Source organism: Escherichia coli DSM 30083 = JCM 1649 = ATCC 11775, assembly GCF_003697165.2.
GTDB classification, from domain to species: domain Bacteria; phylum Pseudomonadota; class Gammaproteobacteria; order Enterobacterales; family Enterobacteriaceae; genus Escherichia; species Escherichia coli.
Genome location: NZ_CP033092.2, coordinates 1,921,283 through 1,937,842, shown reverse-complemented (window position 1 = coordinate 1,937,842; position 16,560 = coordinate 1,921,283). Strand labels below are relative to the sequence as shown.

At 51.7% G+C, this 16,560-nt stretch carries 16 protein-coding genes; 2 read left to right on the top strand and 14 right to left on the bottom strand.

Features of this window, described 5'->3' with window-relative positions:
* Nucleotides 1-2 precede the first annotated feature (2 nt).
* From cpsB to wza, 14 genes are all read right to left on the bottom strand, one after another.
* Complete coding sequence (gene cpsB, locus EAS44_RS10275; protein ID WP_000079277.1) at nucleotides 3-1,439, bottom strand: mannose-1-phosphate guanyltransferase; 1,437 nt, start codon at nucleotides 1,437-1,439, stop codon at nucleotides 3-5.
* A 2-nt stretch (nucleotides 1,440-1,441) separates the two neighbouring features.
* Nucleotides 1,442-2,665 (bottom strand): colanic acid biosynthesis fucosyltransferase WcaI, encoded by a 1,224-nt coding sequence (gene wcaI, locus EAS44_RS10270; protein ID WP_000699724.1) that lies wholly within the window; start codon nucleotides 2,663-2,665, stop codon nucleotides 1,442-1,444.
* A complete protein-coding gene (gmm, locus tag EAS44_RS10265) occupies nucleotides 2,662-3,141 on the bottom strand; it encodes a GDP-mannose mannosyl hydrolase (protein ID WP_000479836.1) in 480 nt (159 codons plus the stop codon). The genes wcaI and gmm overlap by 4 nt, the downstream gene beginning before the upstream one ends.
* A 2-nt stretch (nucleotides 3,142-3,143) precedes the next feature.
* Nucleotides 3,144-4,109 carry a GDP-L-fucose synthase gene (gene fcl / locus EAS44_RS10260; RefSeq protein ID WP_000043606.1) on the bottom strand — a complete coding sequence of 322 codons (966 nt, stop codon included), beginning with the start codon at nucleotides 4,107-4,109 and terminating at the stop codon, nucleotides 3,144-3,146.
* Between the two features lie 2 nt (nucleotides 4,110-4,111).
* On the bottom strand, nucleotides 4,112-5,233 hold the full coding sequence (gmd, locus tag EAS44_RS10255) for a GDP-mannose 4,6-dehydratase (RefSeq protein ID WP_000048190.1): 1,122 nt from the start codon (nucleotides 5,231-5,233) through the stop codon (nucleotides 4,112-4,114).
* A gap of 26 nt (nucleotides 5,234-5,259) precedes the next feature.
* Nucleotides 5,260-5,808 (bottom strand): colanic acid biosynthesis acetyltransferase WcaF, encoded by a 549-nt coding sequence (wcaF, locus tag EAS44_RS10250; protein WP_001153563.1) that lies wholly within the window; start codon nucleotides 5,806-5,808, stop codon nucleotides 5,260-5,262.
* Nucleotides 5,809-5,823: 15 nt separating this feature from the next.
* Nucleotides 5,824-6,570, bottom strand: coding sequence for a colanic acid biosynthesis glycosyltransferase WcaE (gene wcaE / locus EAS44_RS10245; protein WP_000927026.1), 747 nt, complete (start codon nucleotides 6,568-6,570; stop codon nucleotides 5,824-5,826).
* Between the two features lie 80 nt (nucleotides 6,571-6,650).
* A complete protein-coding gene (gene wcaD, locus EAS44_RS10240) occupies nucleotides 6,651-7,871 on the bottom strand; it encodes a colanic acid polymerase WcaD (RefSeq protein ID WP_000107793.1) in 1,221 nt (406 codons plus the stop codon).
* On the bottom strand, nucleotides 7,846-9,063 hold the full coding sequence (gene wcaC / locus EAS44_RS10235; RefSeq protein ID WP_001023906.1) for a colanic acid biosynthesis glycosyltransferase WcaC: 1,218 nt from the start codon (nucleotides 9,061-9,063) through the stop codon (nucleotides 7,846-7,848). The genes wcaD and wcaC overlap by 26 nt, the downstream gene beginning before the upstream one ends.
* Nucleotides 9,060-9,548, bottom strand: a complete 489-nt coding sequence (gene wcaB / locus EAS44_RS10230) for a colanic acid biosynthesis acetyltransferase WcaB (RefSeq protein ID WP_000888714.1) — start codon at nucleotides 9,546-9,548, stop codon at nucleotides 9,060-9,062. Before wcaB ends, wcaC begins: the two co-directional genes overlap by 4 nt.
* Nucleotides 9,549-9,550: 2 nt before the next feature.
* Nucleotides 9,551-10,390, bottom strand: coding sequence for a colanic acid biosynthesis glycosyltransferase WcaA (gene wcaA, locus EAS44_RS10225; protein ID WP_000654488.1), 840 nt, complete (start codon nucleotides 10,388-10,390; stop codon nucleotides 9,551-9,553).
* Between the two features lie 128 nt (nucleotides 10,391-10,518).
* Entirely contained in the window at nucleotides 10,519-12,681 is a 2,163-nt protein-coding gene (gene wzc, locus EAS44_RS10220) for a tyrosine-protein kinase Wzc (RefSeq protein ID WP_000137112.1), read from the bottom strand.
* A gap of 2 nt (nucleotides 12,682-12,683) precedes the next feature.
* A complete protein-coding gene (wzb, locus tag EAS44_RS10215; protein WP_000482915.1) occupies nucleotides 12,684-13,127 on the bottom strand; it encodes a low molecular weight protein-tyrosine-phosphatase Wzb in 444 nt (147 codons plus the stop codon).
* 5 nt (nucleotides 13,128-13,132) lie between these two features.
* Nucleotides 13,133-14,272, bottom strand: coding sequence for a polysaccharide export protein Wza (wza, locus tag EAS44_RS10210; protein WP_000978094.1), 1,140 nt, complete (start codon nucleotides 14,270-14,272; stop codon nucleotides 13,133-13,135).
* 308 nt (nucleotides 14,273-14,580) lie between these two features.
* Between wza and EAS44_RS25105 the strand changes: the two genes are divergently transcribed.
* Nucleotides 14,581-14,730 carry a hypothetical protein gene (locus EAS44_RS25105; RefSeq protein ID WP_162829205.1) on the top strand — a complete coding sequence of 50 codons (150 nt, stop codon included), beginning with the start codon at nucleotides 14,581-14,583 and terminating at the stop codon, nucleotides 14,728-14,730.
* A gap of 200 nt (nucleotides 14,731-14,930) precedes the next feature.
* The gene (gene yegH, locus EAS44_RS10205; protein ID WP_000454701.1) at nucleotides 14,931-16,514 is read left to right on the top strand and encodes a TerC family protein; all 1,584 of its coding nucleotides are present in this window, start codon (nucleotides 14,931-14,933) and stop codon (nucleotides 16,512-16,514) included.
* Nucleotides 16,515-16,560: the final 46 nt, after the last annotated feature.

Sequence of the window (16,560 nt, the reverse complement as noted above, 5' to 3'; positions counted from 1 at the left end):
TGCTACACCCGTCCGTAGCGATCCGCGAAGCGCACCACATCATCCTCTTCGAGATAAGAGCCGGAGCGTACTTCAATTAAATCGAGCGGAATTTTCCCCGGGTTTTCCAGGCAATGCGTCGCCCCCAGCGGAATATAAATGGACTCGTTTTCACCAAGCAGCTTGATATCACCGTCGATGGTGACTTTTGCCGTTCCTGCGACCACTACCCAGTGTTCCGCGCGGTGATGATGCATCTGTACCGACAAACCTTCGCCCGGTTTCACGGTGATGCGTTTCACCTGGTAGCGATCGCCCGCGTCGATAGAGTCATATTTGCCCCACGGGCGATACACTTCGCGATGCACCCGATGCTCATGGCGACCATCGGCTTTGATCTGCTCGACCACTTTTTTCACATCCTGAACCGCGTTACGGTCGGCAATCAGCACCGCATCTTTGGTCTGCACTACCACCAAATCTTTCACCCCGACGGTGGTGACCAGGCCAGATTCGGCATACACATAGCTGTTTTCGGTTTTGTGATTAATCACATCACCGTGGCAAACGTTGCCCTCGGCGGTGTGGGCGCTGATCTCCCATAAAGAGGACCAGGAGCCGACATCGCTCCAGCCTGCATCCATCGGCACCACAACGGCATCTGCCGTTCGTTCCATGACCGCGTAATCCACCGACTCTTCCGGGCAGGCCAGAAACGCTTCTTCATCCACACGAATAAAATCGAGATCCGGATCGACGGCGCTCATCGCTTTTTCACAGGCGTCGAGAATATCCGGGCGATATTTTTTCAGTTCTTCGAGATAGCATCCGGCGCGGAACAGGAACATGCCGCTGTTCCAGTAATATTCGCCGCTTGCTACATAGGCCTGGGCGGTTTCCAGATTCGGTTTTTCGACAAACTGCGCCACTTCAAAGGCCACCGTATCCTGCTCACCCGCAGACACTTCACCGCGACGAATATAGCCATATCCGGTTTCAGGTAGATCCGGCACAATGCCGAAGGTCACCAGCTTGCCCGCTTCGGCATATGGCATGGCATTACGCACGGCGGCACGGAACGCGTCTTCATCGGCAATCACATGATCCGCCGCCAAGACCAGCATTAACGGGTCGCTCTCCGGGCTATGACGTTTTGCCGCCAGCGCCGCCAGCGCAATGGCAGGTGCAGTGTTACGCCCTGCCGGTTCGAGAATAATGTTCTCGGTGAGTTTGTTCAGTTGACGCAGCTGTTCCGCGACAATAAAGCGGTGCTGCTCATTGCAAATCACCACCGGGCTTTCGCACTCCACGCCGTTCAGGCGGCAGATGGTGGTTTGCAGCATGGTGAGATCGCCTTTCAGGCATAAAAACTGCTTGGGGTAAAGTACGCGGGAAAGCGGCCATAAGCGGCTACCGGAGCCACCTGCCATCACAACTGGATAGAGTTTCGACTGCGCCATAATTATCCCCGAATATCATTTATAAATTGACGTAACACGTTCTCTTTATCGAGCGTGCGTTCGGCATATTCACGTGCCACCGTGTTGTGTTTGGGCAGCAGGAGCGCCTGACGGATCCCCGCCACCAGCGCCTCGACCGATTCCGGTTCTACGCAAACCGCAATGCCCGGAAAGGTTTCGCAAAGCTGTCCCAGTTCTGTGTGGGCTTCAGCAGTAATCACCGCGTTACCGCCTACCGCCAGAATATTGGTCAGTTTCGACGGTAATACGGCATCTGCCGCGCCGCGTTTTTGCACTACCAGATGGCAATCGCCCATCTTCAGCAGTGCGGGTAAAGCGTCATACGATTGCAGCGGAAAAAATTGCATGATGTGCAGACCACGCTGTTGCGCCATTTTTTCCAGCCGAGCTTTGCCGCCGCCCTGCCCGACAATGGCAAAAATCAGCGGTTCATCACGCAGGCGATCGGCAGCTTCAATAACGTTTTCCAGCCCCTGCTTTTCACCAATATTGCCGGAGTAAAGAATGATTTTTTTGTTATCCGGCAGGCCAAGCTGGTTACGAAGGGCATCAACATCGGCGTCTGCGACATGCTGAAAACGGGCAATTTCTGACCAGTTGGGGAAGAAGATGACGTTTTCTGCCGCCACGCCTTTTTCGATGGCTTTATTCATCATCGAACGCGAAATCGTGGAGACGTTATCGACGTTATGCAGTCCGCTACGTTCGAACGCCGTCGCCAGCTGTGCCACTTTGCCGCCTTTGCCTTTTCCGGCAAGGCCCAGCCCCAGCATGGCGTCCACTTCGTAATCCTGAATATGCAGCACGGTACGCGCACCAGAGAGTTTCGCCAGCAGGCGCATTCCCGGCGTGCAAAACAGCGTTGGCACTACGCCAATAATGCGATCCGGCTTCCAGCGACGTTGCGCCATCAACGGGAAAAAACTGCTGACGGCAAAACTGCCGAGATGTAACAGGCGTTTCAGGGTGCTCGGCTGTTTTGGCACGTACAGCGGGCAGCGCCACACCGTGGCGGCCCCCTCTTCTCGTTTGTACCGCCAGGCGGAATAGTTCTCGCCCACCTGCCATTGCGGGTAGTAAGGCGGTGCGGTAATAACCCGCACCTCATGACCTTGTGCCGCCAGCCATTCCACCATCTCGCCGGTGTACTTGCCGATGCCGGTTAACTCCGGCGAGTAGTTAATGCCGTAGACCAGTATTTTCATAATCCGGGTACTCCGGCACGCTTCTCAGCGAGAAAATAGGCGCGGCTGTTAGCGTGAACATTGTCACTGGCGAGCAACGCGTCCGGCGTCAGCCAGCGGTAATCGTCATGCTGCTCATCCGGCAGTAACAGTTCTTCTTCCGCTACTCTGAAGCGAAAACCGAGCACCACATAGTGAGTGGTGAAATCCGTGCCAGAGAAGTTATCGTCATAAAAGTGCTGCCAGACACCGTAAAACTGGCCTGCTGTTATCGGCAGACGCAGCCCCAGTTCCGCCATCGTCAGCCGCTCAAATGCGGCTTCCAGCGTTTCGTCTTTCTGCACGCGCCCTCCCGGCACAAACCAGTAACCCTGCGCCGGGCGGTTGGTTCTTTTGCCAAGCAGAAACTCGCCGCGACTGTTCTCGACAATAAAGTCGAGAGAGACAAGCGGAGTGGAGCGCACTACCGTGGCAAAGTCTTCCTGACGTAAAAACATCATTACCCCCGAAAGCGGTCTTGATTCTCAAGGAACCACTGGTAAGTGCTGGCAAGCCCCGCTTCCAGTGAGATTTCGTGATACCAGCCAAGCTGATGCAGGCGCGTCACATCCAGCAGTTTGCGCGGCGTACCATCCGGTTTACTGGCATCAAAAACCACCCGACCTTTGTAACCCACCACTTTGGCGATGGTTTGCGCCAGCTCGCGGATAGTGCAGTCAACGCCCGTGCCGACGTTAATGTGCGACAGCATCGGTTGGGTGTTCTCCAGCCAGACTTCGTGCGCCAGCTCCATCACATGAATGCTCGCCGCCGCCATATCATCGACGTGCAGAAATTCGCGCATCGGTGTACCGCTGCCCCACACCACCACGTCCGGTGCATTCTGTGCCGTCGCCTCGTGGAAGCGACGCAGCAATGCAGGGATCACATGCGAATTACTCGGGTGGAAGTTGTCATGCGGGCCATACAGGTTGGTCGGCATGACCGAGCGGTAATCGCGTCCATACTGGCGGTTGTAAGATTCGCACAGTTTGATCCCGGCGATTTTGGCAATAGCATAAGGCTCGTTAGTCGGCTCCAGCGTACCCTGCAATAACTCGCTTTCTGCCATCGGCTGTTTTGCCAGTTTCGGGTAGATACAGGACGATCCGAGAAACAGCAGTTTGTTCACGTCGTTCTGATGCGCGGCGTGAATGATGTTGCTCTCAATCATCATGTTCTGATAGATGAAATCCGCCGGATACGTGTTGTTGGCAACAATGCCGCCCACTTTCGCCGCCGCCAGATAGACCTGGTCAATACGTTCGCTGGCAAAGAAATCATGCACGGCGCGGCTGTCCAGCAGGTTCAGTTCATCGCGGGTGCGTAATACCAGCTCTACATCACCGCGCTGTTCGAGCTGCCGCCTGATGGCGGAACCGACCATCCCGCGATGGCCAGCAATAAAAATGCGTTGTTTACTCATGCTTATGACTCCAGCGCGATCGCCACGTCGTAGCCGTGAGATTTCAGCAGAGAGTGTTTTTTCGCCGCTTCGAGGTCATTAGCCACCATTTCAGACACCATCTCTCTGAGGGTGATTTCCGGTTTCCAGCCCAGTTTTTCGTGCGCTTTGGTCGGGTCGCCGAGCAGTGTTTCTACTTCAGCAGGACGGAAGTAGCGCGGGTCAACGGCGATAATCACATCACCCGGTTTAACGCCTGGTGCATCATGCCCGGTGACGGAAACCACAATGCCCTTCTCTTCAACGCCCGTGCCTTCAAAGCGCAGTTTGATGCCCAGCTGTGCCGCCGCCATTTCCACGAACTGACGCACGGAGTACTGAACGCCGGTGGCAATAACGAAATCTTCCGGTTGTTCCTGTTGCAGCATCATCCACTGCATTTTTACGTAGTCTTTGGCGTGGCCCCAGTCACGCAGGGAATCCATATTGCCGAGATACAGGCACGACTCCAGCCCCTGGGCGATATTGGCGATTGCGCGGGTGATTTTGCGGGTAACGAAGGTTTCGCCACGGCGCGGGGATTCATGGTTGAAGAGAATACCGTTGCAGGCGTACATGCCGTAGGATTCGCGGTAGTTAACGGTGATCCAGTAGGCGTACAGTTTGGCGACCGCATACGGAGATCGCGGGTAGAACGGCGTGGTTTCTTTCTGCGGAATTTCCTGCACCAGACCGTACAGTTCAGAGGTGGAAGCCTGATAGAAACGGGTTTTCTTTTCCAGACCGAGGAAGCGGATCGCCTCGAGCAGGCGCAGCGTACCCATCGCATCAACGTCAGCGGTATATTCCGGTGACTCAAAAGAAACCGCAACGTGGCTCATTGCCCCCAGGTTGTACACTTCATCCGGCTGTACTTCACGCAAAATGCGCGTCAGGTTGGAGGTATCACTCAGATCGCCATAATGCAGATGGAATTTCGGGTTGCAGGTGTGCGGATCCTGATAAATGTGATCCACGCGCTCGGTGTTGAATGACGATGCACGACGCTTAATACCATGCACCTCGTAACCTTTTTCCAGCAGAAACTCTGCCAGGTAAGAACCGTCTTGTCCGGTTACACCGGTGATGAGAGCGACTTTTGACATGTCTTATTCCTCTGTATTTTTTGAATTTATTCAGTTTCAACGCGTTCGCGTATCACCACTGCGGGATTCCCCCGGCAAACCACATTTGCCGGAAGCGATTTAAAAACACTGCTTCGCGCACCCACGACGGTGCCGTTGCCGATCGTGACGCCAGGGGCAACAAAGACATCGGTTGCCAGCCAGCATTTCTCGCCAATCACAATAGGCGTGGCGTTAATGGTGAAATGTTGACTTGCATGGTCGTGGCTACCGGTGCATAAATAACTTTTTTGCGATATCACCGAATGTGCGCCAATGGTTATTTCACCGAGGGTATATAAATTGACCTCATCGCCGACCCACGCGTAATCACCTAAGGTTAATTTCCACGGATAGGTAATTTTTACTGACGGACGAATCACTACGTTTTTTCCTATTTTTGCGCCGAATAAACGTAATAAAAATGCCCGCCAGCGATACAATACTTGTGGCGACCAGGCAAATATTGTTGCCTGTACTGCCCACCACAATTGCACTTTAATAGCGTTGCCACCCCGGAACCCTTTCGGCACCGAGAATCCACTTAAATCCTGCATCGTTTTCCCTTATATTCAGCTTTTGTTATATAAGGCTTTCGTCTTTGAGGTCGTACGTTGGCGTAAATGCCAGGATAATTCAGCCCAAAAGCCAGGCACGTGCAATATCTGCCGTTGGACTTTTTTGGCGTCAGCACACAATTCCATATTATTGGTGGTTGATACCCCACCCATAGAAAATTCAGACACCAGGCCATTGAGTTTTTTAAATGCATAACCAGCTTTATACATTTTGGCCGCCAGCGCGTAGTCGGACGAAACTTTATATTCCAGGTCATAACGCCATTTCTTCAAGCCGGACACCGGGAAAAATATCGCCTGATGACTGGCGGGCAGGCTGTGGTAAATATACCAGCCCGGTTTGGCGCTACGTTTAATTTTATGCCCGTCGCCAAAATCCAGCAGCGCATCGCCGGTGATCATCACGTTATCTTTTTGCACTTTTAACTTACGGACAAAATATGCGGCATCCTGATGAAAAATATCGCCCGAGTTGAGAAACAACGCGAACTTGCCTTGTGCCATCGCAATGCCCTTGTTCATGGCGTCGTAGATACCGTTATCTGGTTCGCTGACAAAGCGTAGGTTATAGATACCCTTGAGATTTTCCAGGTACTCACGGGTGCCGTCATTGGAACCGCCATCGACAACAATCCATTCGAAGCTGATATCGTCCGCCTGCGCCAGATGCGCCAGCGAGGCGTGTGTTTTGACTATCCCTTCGAGGTTACGAAACGCGACAGTGATTATGCTAAGCAACATGTTTTACCTCGTAATACCCGTCATACTTCAAACTGCATGTGCGTTGGTTTTCCTCGCTCACCAACTTCCTGCAACTCGAATTATTTAGGGTGTATATTTAACGCTTTTCGCAAAATAAACGGACAGACGATTAAAAATGCATATTCCGGGCTAAATATCGAACCGGTAAAAAACAGCGATACCGGAGTAAAAAGATATAATTGCACGCGAAAATTGCGGTTATCACCAAAAGCGTTGATCATCATTTTTATCACTTTCCCCATGTACCACAGTGATAAAAACACCGCGAACCAGGAAAAATAAATAATCAGCAGATACAAACCATTGTCTATGGTTTTTCCGACATCCGCACCGTTAAATATTCCGAATGATGCGACATATTCATAAAGTGAGCCAAATCTGACTACACCGTCAATATGGGTCAAAGAATAACCGACCATCACCAGCGGACCGACAATACGATAATATGATGACGATCCTTCTGTACCTAAATCGCCCAGACGGGTGGAAATATAAGGAAATGCAATTACCACACCAACCAGGAATACAGCCAGAGAAATCAATGCTAACGGTAACTTTTTCTTAATCGCCTCTTTATTCAGATATTGAAATGCCCACTCCAGCAAATAAAACAGGATAAAGGTCATAACCCCTGAAAACGATCCGGATAATATTATCCCTGCGAGAATCATAGCATCGGTTTTAGGCGTTTTGATACCAAACTGTTTGATGCTGAGCCAAATTGAGATTAATGCCAGAGCGAAAAATGCCGGTTCGAAATAAAGTGCTGTCGTGCGCTTGCCGCCGAATTTAATGAAATTCAGCACATAGCTGTTGCTGTAAATCAGATATTTCGAAATCGACTCCATAATACTGCTGCCGCCGGTGAGGATAATTTGCGCCATCTCCACCGCCGCCAGCGCCACCACCAGCCCGACCACCAGATAAAAAAAACGTAATATCTTGCAATGGTTGTGTGGCGAAATTGTTTTAAAACGAATACTCCACACCATGCCAATAATGATCACAATATAGACAAAAAGCATGGTTGAAGTGACGTATTTACTGGCATCCAACGACTGACCAAACAGGTAGTTAAACGCCGTGAGTCCCGCGCCAATCCCTAAGGCAATCATCAATTTTTTAACGCTGATGCGTTCTAAAAACAGCAGTAACAAGACAGGTAAAAAAGTGACGATGGTGATGGGGAAACTTTCGCCAAGCTGGGCGATTTTGACGTTAACCAGCAGGTAGATCAGCGGCAGCAGCAGGTAGCTACAGATTCTGATAGAAGTTGACATACTCCTCCAGCATCTGTTGTCCACTGTAGGCGGCGCGGCTGCGCTGGCTGAACTCAGCCAGCGTGGTACCAAATATCGCCTGTGCGATTTCCGGTTTGCTTAACTGCACCAGTTGCAGCACATCTTCTTCGCTGACGGTTTTACCGCCGGATTTTTGCAACACTTCACGCGCCGCGTCGCTATGGGTGGCAATCACCGGCACGCCAATCGATAGCGCCTCACACAAAATCAGCGGGTAGTTATCGACGCGAGAACTGAATACCAGCGCATCCATCTGATTGAGCGCGCTCATCAACTTGCGCTTGTCAGTTTCAAAGCCGTGATTAACCACGTTGCCAGCGGTGAACGGCGAGAACTTACCAAAGGTATGCAGTTCGATTTTGTCGCCCAGCGCCATCATCTCGCGTACCAGTTGCTGGTTAGTTTTGCCGTCGTAACGCAGATCATGCGCCACCACCGCGATTTTCGGCTTGTCCTGGGTTTCGCGCACCGGAGGCAAGTCCGCCAGAATCGCTTCGGTTGCCATATCAATACCGTTATTGATAATCCGGCAACGCCCTGGACCGTACAGACTATTGAAAGCGTCTGCCACATGCTGGCTGGGGGAAATAAACTGACAGCCCAGTGCCAGCATCTCGCGGAATAACTGCCGTTTGCCCGCCACCAGTTGGTGTGCGCGATCAATCTTCACCGGCGGATAATTATTTAAGGTCGGGCATTTCTGGCAGCCCGTTTTCCAGCCTTCGCAACCGTCGGTAAAGGCGCAGCGTCCGGTAACGCTCCAGTGGTCGTGCAGTGTCCAGACCAGAGTGACATCCGGTTTATGGTTTTTCACTTTTTCGCAAAAGCGCACCACGCTCTTAAGATTCAACCAGTAGCTGTGCAGCACATGAAAATGCAGGACCACCGGACCCGGTGTGCGAGTAATGGTGCGATATAACTCATTGAAATTGCCGAACAGATCGCGATTAAACAGACGAAACAACGCAATGTTCGCCATCGCGGTCATCCGCGGCGTATGTTTGATGACCTGCGGATAGTTTTGATGACTGACGCTCTCTTTGCCGCCTTTGCCGTAGCCGTAGACAAAATGTGATGCCAGCCCCTGTTGCAGCGCACGCTGGTGGAGATCTAACGCCACACCTGCTGCCCCGCCTTCCGCCAGTCGCACATTAAATTGCAGAATATTCATTTAATTACCTTCACTCGCGCTTTTTCTCCCACCACCAGCGCGTTGTCCGGGACAGAGTCGAGCACCACGCTGCCCGCGCCCACGGTGACGTTGTTACCAAGCGTGATATCACCAAGAATAATGACGTTGGCACCGAGTTCGACGCCATTGCCAATGTGTGGACATGCCATGTTATCGGCACCACGATTGCCGATAGTGACGCCGTGACGAATGGTGAAATCATCCCCCGCGACCACGTTTTTATTGATCACCACGGCGTAACCGTGATGGATAGTAAAGCGTCGGCCTATGGTCGCGGCGGCCTGGATTTCATAACCGAAAAAGCATTCGGTGATAATGCGATACAGCACCAGCAGCGGGGCCGCCCACAGATTGTTGAGGACGTTCTTTTTGCGCCACACCGAACAAAAATGAGCGGCGCGATAGGCAAGAACCATGCAGCACGGGCGTAAACTCCAGCTGTTGGCGCGCAGATCTTCCAGCATCTTTAGCGCCCCCGAATACCATCAGCCAGACGTTTGCCGTTACGCACCGACAGCAGCGTCAGCAAAGTGCGCCAGGTCATGCGTTTATTGCGGATCTGGTAGAGGGTAAACAGCTGATATTTTTTGCTGGCGCGGTCGAATTTGTCTTTGTGCTTGCGGTAAAAGTGGAAGTATCCGGAGAATTTTTTCGATGACGAGGTGATCTGCATTTCGCCGTGATTGATATGCAGGATCTGCGTCGCCTCTTCCACTTTCCACGGTTCACCGTACTCCACCACCATCCGCAGGAAGATGTCGTAATCCTGTGCCGCTTTCAGTTCGGTATCGAACAAACACTCTTTGAAACGCCATGCCCAGGTAAAAACCTGATTGCCAATGATATTGCGTTTGTAGAACAGGCGGCGTGAATACGGCGATTTGGGATACAGCGGCAAGCTTGCCGGTTGGGAATAGACTTCGCCCTGGCAAACGTAGTCGTTAGCGTACAAAAAGGCGTGAGTGACCAGTTGCTGTTTATGGGCGAGGAAGACGCTCAGGCGGTTGGGTGTCCATTCATCATCATCATCGATCCCGGTGATGTATTCCCCTTGCGCCAGCATAATCGCCTGGTTACGTACCGCGCACGCCCCGCTGTTAATGTCGTTGTGAATGTAAGTGATGCGCGGATCGTTGAGGGCGGTGACGTACTGTTGTAGTTGTTCCCAGGAGGTGGAGCAATCATCCACGATAATCATCTCCCAGTTGTTGTAGTCCTGGCGCAGGACCGATTTTATCGCCCGAATCGCCAGTTGTTGGCGGTTCCAGGTCGGCATATAGATTGAGATCAGCGGATTGTCTTTCATAGGTTGTTCTCCCGGAGTGTCGAGATGTTCTGCCGGTTTATAAGCTTGTTTACGGGTTCTGTTGCCGGATGCGGCGTGAACGTAGGTCGGATAAGATGCGTCAGCATCGCATCCGACAACGGATCTCGTTATTTCGCATCCGACTTATATTCGTATTCGTAATAGCCATAATCCTGATACGCGCTGGCGCGGCGGAAGATGGAGTTCAGAATCACCCCTTTCACCGGAATACCGTTTTGCTCAAAGCGGCTCAGACTGGTTTCCACTTCTTTCAATGTGTTGACCGCATAACGCGCCACCATTAACGTGGTTCCGACATGACGACCAACAATTGCCGCATCGGTCACTGCCAGAATCGGCGGCGTATCAATCAACACCAGGTCGTAGTTTTTACTCGCCCAGTTCACCAGTTCGGCAAAGCGTTCGCTCATCAACAGTTCAGAAGGATTTGGCGGCACCTGACCGCGCGGGATCAGATCAAATTTGGCAATAGAGGTCGGTTTAGCAGCGGTAGTAATATCGCCCTGACCAATCAAAATTTCCGACAGGCCATTGACGTTATTGGTGCCCAACAACTCGTGGGTGTAGCCTTTGCGCATATCGCAGTCGATCAACAACACCCGTTTATTGGTCTGACTGATCACCGCCGCCAGGTTAGCGCAGACAAAGGTTTTACCGATTGACGGGCTAACCCCGGTCATCATCAACACATTGTTCTGCGCCTGCATCATCGCGAAGTGCAGACTGGTACGCAGACTGCGGATGGCTTCAATCGCCAGATCGGTTGGATTCCCTACCGCCAGTAGCTGGCTCTGTTTATAGCGTTTAACTCCTTTGATGGTTTTGACGCTATCGCGCGCTTTCTGCCATTCCGACAACGGGATGCTGGCATAGACGCTGATACCGTGTTCTTCCAGCACCTGCGGGCTTTCGATGCCACGATTAAACAACGAGCGCAGCAGTACACCCACGATAGAGAGCATCAGGCCAAGGATAATCGCGCCGAGGATAATCAGCCCTTTCTTCGGTTTCAGTACACCTGGCTGGGTGATTGCCGGGTCAACAATGCGCACATCGCCGACGGTGCTGGCTTCGGTGATTTTCAGCTCCTGCTCTTTATTCAGCAGCTGCATATAGACCTGCTGACCAGACTCGACATCGCGGGTCAGACGGACAATCTCCTGCTGGGTTTTCGGCATCGCCGTTACGCGACCATTAAGTTTGGCTTTTTCGTCTTCCAGCGCCTGCCGTTTCTCCAGCAGCGTGCGATACGCCGGGTGAACTTTGGTGTACAGCTTGGAGATTTCCGCTTCTTTAAAGGTCAGTTCGTTCAATTGTGCGTCGATGTTCACCATCGAATCGAGCACCGCTTTCGCTTCCAGCGGCAGATCAACAGAATCTTTATCCTGACGGAAGGCATTCAATTTATTTTCGGCAACATCAAGGCGGCTACGTACTTCCGGTAACTGTTGCGCGAGGAAGGCGAGGCTTTTCGACGCTTCCGCGGATTTGCGCTCAATATTTTGTTCCTGATAGTTACGGGCGATGCTGTTAAGAATGTCGCGGATCTGTTCGCGATCTTCACCGGTATAAGTCAGGCTCAGTACGCCTGCGTCTTTGCCGTTCTCCGTTACCGTCAGGCTGTTTTGCAGTTGATTGATCATCCCCAGCGTGGAGTATTTGGTGACGGTAAACTCACTGCCCGGGCGGGCGTGAATGGCTTCAACCATCAGCGTGACGCCTTCTTTTTTCAGCATCTGGCCCGCTTGCCCACGGGCGCTAAAGCCGCCATCGCTGCTCAGAGTGTAGTTTTTATCGTCCAGCACATTAAGCGTAAACACCTGATCCGCCATCTCTTTCGGGCGGTTAAAGGTGGTCACTTTTACCGTCTCGTTCTGGCGTCCCATCAGGCGATCCCAGCCCGCACCGAAAATCGGGAACGTGTTTTTGCTCACTGCAATATCGAGGTCGAGATCGTCCACCGTTTTACCAAGCACCAGACGCGAACGAATCAACTGGATCTCGGCGTCCGATGCTGGCGGTTTGTTGGCTAATGCCGAACCAATGTCCTGCACTAACGAATTGCCGCTGTTTTGCTCGATTTGTACCAGTGCGTCGGCACTATAAATCGGCGTGGCGAAGAAGGTGTAAACCACGGCACAGAGGGCAAATACGGCGGTGATGCCAATTACCCACCAGCGCGCTTCAATGACGGTGCCGACCAGGCGACCAATATCGATTTCATCACTGCCCGTTACCGGAGCGGCATGTTGTTTTACTTTTTCTGTCATTCTTATACCTGCTCTGCGTTCAATGCCTGCGCCCACTGGCGGGCAGACCGTTCAAGTAATGTGTACACCGCTGCAAACGTTTCCCGGCTTTTGCGATACGGATCGGGGATTTCACATTCGTTATCCCAGTGACCAAACAGCATCACTTTGCCGCGCATCTCGGGTGCCATCTCGCATAAGCGTTCGATATGGCGATTTTCCATGGTCAAAATCAGGTCGTAGTTGCGACACAGACGGCGGCTGATTTGCCGTGCACAGTGACCTTCCAGAGACAGTTGATGTTCTGCGGCGACGCTGATAGCAGTAGGGTCAGCGCCCTTACCGACCAGCGCGCCGAGTCCAGCGGACTCCACTTTCAGCTCCGGGTGATAACGTTGCAGTAAGCGTTCCGCCGTCGGGGAGCGGCAAATATTGCCGACACAGACAACTAAGATGTTGTTAAACATGACGATTACCAGTTATGAATGTCGCTGGCTGTATCCGTCATGTAACGGACACCGCTAATAGTTGGCAGCAACTGATTGATCAGACGGTTCCAGCGGGAAACCGGGGCGGTGGTGACATACACCACGTCATAAGGTTGCAGGCGGAATTCTGTCGCCATCACCAGCGACGTGGCATCGGACATATCCAGCTGGTAGATATTGGCAATCTTGCCATTACGCCCGCCCTCGCCTTTCAGCGGACGAATGACAAAGATGCCGCTGGCGTTGGAGGTGGTCATGTCGATGCCTTCAGCATTGCCCAGGGCTTCAGTCAGGGTCATGCCGCTAAAGTCCATTTTCAGGGTGCTCTGTTTCTTCACTTCACCCATCACAAATACTTTCAGATCATCATTACGCGGCACGTAAAGAATATCGCCGGGGTAAAGCAGTCGGTTCTGATTGAGGTCGCCGTTTTGCATCAGCGCCTGCAAAGAAATGCGCTCTTCACGACCATTGTGTGTTAGCACCACGTTGCGCCAGTCAGCGGTATCAGTCAGGCCACCCGCGGCGTTGATGGCATCGAGAATGGTCAGTGGCACGTTGGTGATCGCCTGTTGGCCGGATTTATTCACCTGTCCGGAGATATAGGCCTTTTGTGAGCGGAAGGCGGCGATATTAACGTCCACCTGCGGGTCAGCGATGTACGTCGCTAAGCGCCCGGTAATATCACTGCGGATTTCAGCGAGCGTTTTCCCCACGACGTGAACCTTGCCGATATACGGGTAGAACATGGTGCCGTCAGGCTGTACCCAGTTGCCGGTGTCGCTGGAGCTGCGGTACTGACCAGCTGGCGTGGTGAGTTCCGGGTGATCCCAGACGGTGACATTAAGAACGTCCCCCGGCCCGACGCGATACTGATAATTCGCGATCTCACTTTCCAGCGTCATATTGGGGCGCGCTACGTTGGGGCGTGGGCGTAATTGATCAATCAGGCGCGGGGTCAGCGGATAAACATTCACCATTTTGTCGAGATCGAAATCAGCGTCCTGCTGTTTGATGACGTCTTTCCCCATCGTCGACATATTGCTGCCCGGAAGTACTGTGCAACCGCTTATCAAGGTTACTGACACCAATAATGGCATCAATTTCATTTTGGATTTCATCATTGTTTATTTATCACTTTGGCAGAGTAATTATCCTGTGCACTATTAATAGCAATGTCGCCATGCACATTTACCTTGCAGTTAATTGAATAAAAATTTAACTGGCATCAGTCCTAAAAAAATTGATTTCATCCGCAGGCTATTGACAGAATAATTCAGACTGGTCTTTCAGGCATCCAGACACGCTACCGCCCCTGGCTTTTTAGCTACCAATACACTGATTTAGCTTAATTTTTAAAACCCTCTCAACATACAGTCGTTGATGAGAAAGGGTTATTGCGGAAATTAACTTCCGAATATAAGGTGACATTATGGTAATTGAATATTGGCTCTCCAATAATGCAGGAGGAAGTGTTACAGCTAACGGAATAGCAGGCAAGGTAACAATTCGGCAATTGGCTATTTTTAAGAATTATATTAAGTGTCATTCAATATGGTTTTTAGGAGTTTCTTTAGGTTGACAATATTTAATATAGTGTCTCCACATGCGATATTTCTTAAATAATGTTTTATTATTACCACTTTTAATTCAGGGATAATGTGAGGTTATTACCCTCAAATAATATGAGATAAATAGTGCTGCAACATTGCATTTTTGCCCCGATTTATCCATGATCGAATTGTGACATTTGTCATACAACGAATAGGTTTTGTACTTACTATGGAATGGATTGCCGATCCGTCTATCTGGGCCGGGTTAATCACGCTGATTGTGATCGAACTGGTCCTCGGCATTGATAACCTGGTCTTTATTGCCATCCTCGCCGAAAAACTACCGCCGAAGCAGCGCGACCGCGCACGGGTTACCGGGCTGCTGCTGGCGATGTTAATGCGCCTGTTACTGCTGGCGTCAATCTCCTGGCTGGTCACCCTGACTCAACCGCTGTTCAGCTTCCGCTCGTTTACCTTTAGCGCCCGCGATTTAATCATGCTGTTTGGTGGTTTCTTCCTGCTGTTCAAAGCCACGATGGAGCTGAACGAACGGCTGGAGGGGAAAGACAGCAATAACCCCACACAACGCAAAGGTGCGAAGTTCTGGGGGGTGGTGACACAAATTGTGGTACTGGACGCCATCTTCTCACTCGACTCGGTGATTACCGCCGTCGGGATGGTCGACCATTTACTGGTCATGATGGCCGCCGTCGTTATCGCTATCAGCCTGATGTTGATGGCCAGCAAGCCATTAACGCAATTTGTTAACAGTCACCCGACGATCGTTATTCTCTGCTTAAGCTTCCTGTTGATGATTGGCTTTAGCCTGGTGGCAGAAGGTTTCGGCTTCGTCATTCCGAAAGGCTACCTGTACGCTGCTATTGGTTTCTCGGTGATGATCGAGGCGCTCAATCAGTTGGCTATCTTTAACCGGCGACGTTTTCTTTCCGCTAACCAGACGCTGCGCCAGCGGACTACCGAAGCGGTAATGCGCCTGCTTAGCGGGCAAAAAGAAGATGCGGAACTGGACGCCGAAACCGCGTCTATGCTGGTGGATCATGGTAACCAGCAAATCTTTAATCCGCAGGAACGGCGGATGATTGAGCGGGTACTTAATCTTAACCAGCGCACCGTCAGCAGCATTATGACGTCGCGCCACGATATTGAGCATATCGATCTCAACGCACCGGAAGAAGAAATCCGCCAGTTGCTGGAGCGAAATCAGCATACGCGGCTGGTGGTTACCGACGGTGATGACGCAGAAGATTTGCTCGGTGTTGTTCACGTTATCGACCTGCTACAACAGTCTCTGCGCGGCGAACCGCTCAACCTGCGGGTGTTGATTCGCCAGCCGCTGGTGTTCCCGGAAACCTTGCCGTTGTTACCTGCCCTGGAGCAGTTCCGTAATGCCCGCACGCACTTTGCTTTTGTAGTGGATGAGTTTGGCTCGGTGGAAGGAATTGTGACATTAAGTGACGTCACTGAAACCATTGCCGGTAACTTACCGAACGAAGTGGAAGAGATCGACGCCCGCCATGATATTCAGAAAAATGCGGACGGTTCCTGGACGGCGAATGGTCATATGCCGCTGGAGGATCTGGTGCAATATGTGCCGCTGCCGCTGGATGAAAAACGTGAATATCACACCATTGCCGGGCTATTGATGGAATATTTGCAGCGTATTCCAAAACCTGGCGAAGAAGTTCAGGTGGGGGATTATTTGCTTAAAACGTTGCAGGTGGAAAGCCATCGCGTGCAGAAGGTGCAAATTATTCCGCTACGTAAGGATGGCGAGATGGAGTACGAAGTGTGATAAAACATCAAATGCGCAGGTTCAAACTGCGCATTTGATTTATACA

Coding starts and splice junctions, on each gene's coding strand:
- wzc (WP_000137112.1), bottom strand. CDS start 12,681: ATGACAGAAAAAGTAAAACAACATGCCGCTCCGGTAACGGGCAGTGAT.
- wcaD (WP_000107793.1), bottom strand. CDS start 7,871: ATGTCAACTTCTATCAGAATCTGTAGCTACCTGCTGCTGCCGCTGATC.
- wcaI (WP_000699724.1), bottom strand. CDS start 2,665: ATGAAAATACTGGTCTACGGCATTAACTACTCGCCGGAGTTAACCGGC.
- gmm (WP_000479836.1), bottom strand. CDS start 3,141: ATGTTTTTACGTCAGGAAGACTTTGCCACGGTAGTGCGCTCCACTCCG.
- EAS44_RS25105 (WP_162829205.1), top strand. CDS start 14,581: ATGGTAATTGAATATTGGCTCTCCAATAATGCAGGAGGAAGTGTTACA.
- fcl (WP_000043606.1), bottom strand. CDS start 4,109: ATGAGTAAACAACGCATTTTTATTGCTGGCCATCGCGGGATGGTCGGT.
- gmd (WP_000048190.1), bottom strand. CDS start 5,233: ATGTCAAAAGTCGCTCTCATCACCGGTGTAACCGGACAAGACGGTTCT.
- wcaE (WP_000927026.1), bottom strand. CDS start 6,570: ATGTTGCTTAGCATAATCACTGTCGCGTTTCGTAACCTCGAAGGGATA.
- cpsB (WP_000079277.1), bottom strand. CDS start 1,439: ATGGCGCAGTCGAAACTCTATCCAGTTGTGATGGCAGGTGGCTCCGGT.
- yegH (WP_000454701.1), top strand. CDS start 14,931: ATGGAATGGATTGCCGATCCGTCTATCTGGGCCGGGTTAATCACGCTG.
- wzb (WP_000482915.1), bottom strand. CDS start 13,127: ATGTTTAACAACATCTTAGTTGTCTGTGTCGGCAATATTTGCCGCTCC.
- wza (WP_000978094.1), bottom strand. CDS start 14,272: ATGATGAAATCCAAAATGAAATTGATGCCATTATTGGTGTCAGTAACC.
- wcaC (WP_001023906.1), bottom strand. CDS start 9,063: ATGAATATTCTGCAATTTAATGTGCGACTGGCGGAAGGCGGGGCAGCA.
- wcaA (WP_000654488.1), bottom strand. CDS start 10,390: ATGAAAGACAATCCGCTGATCTCAATCTATATGCCGACCTGGAACCGC.
- wcaF (WP_001153563.1), bottom strand. CDS start 5,808: ATGCAGGATTTAAGTGGATTCTCGGTGCCGAAAGGGTTCCGGGGTGGC.
- wcaB (WP_000888714.1), bottom strand. CDS start 9,548: ATGCTGGAAGATCTGCGCGCCAACAGCTGGAGTTTACGCCCGTGCTGC.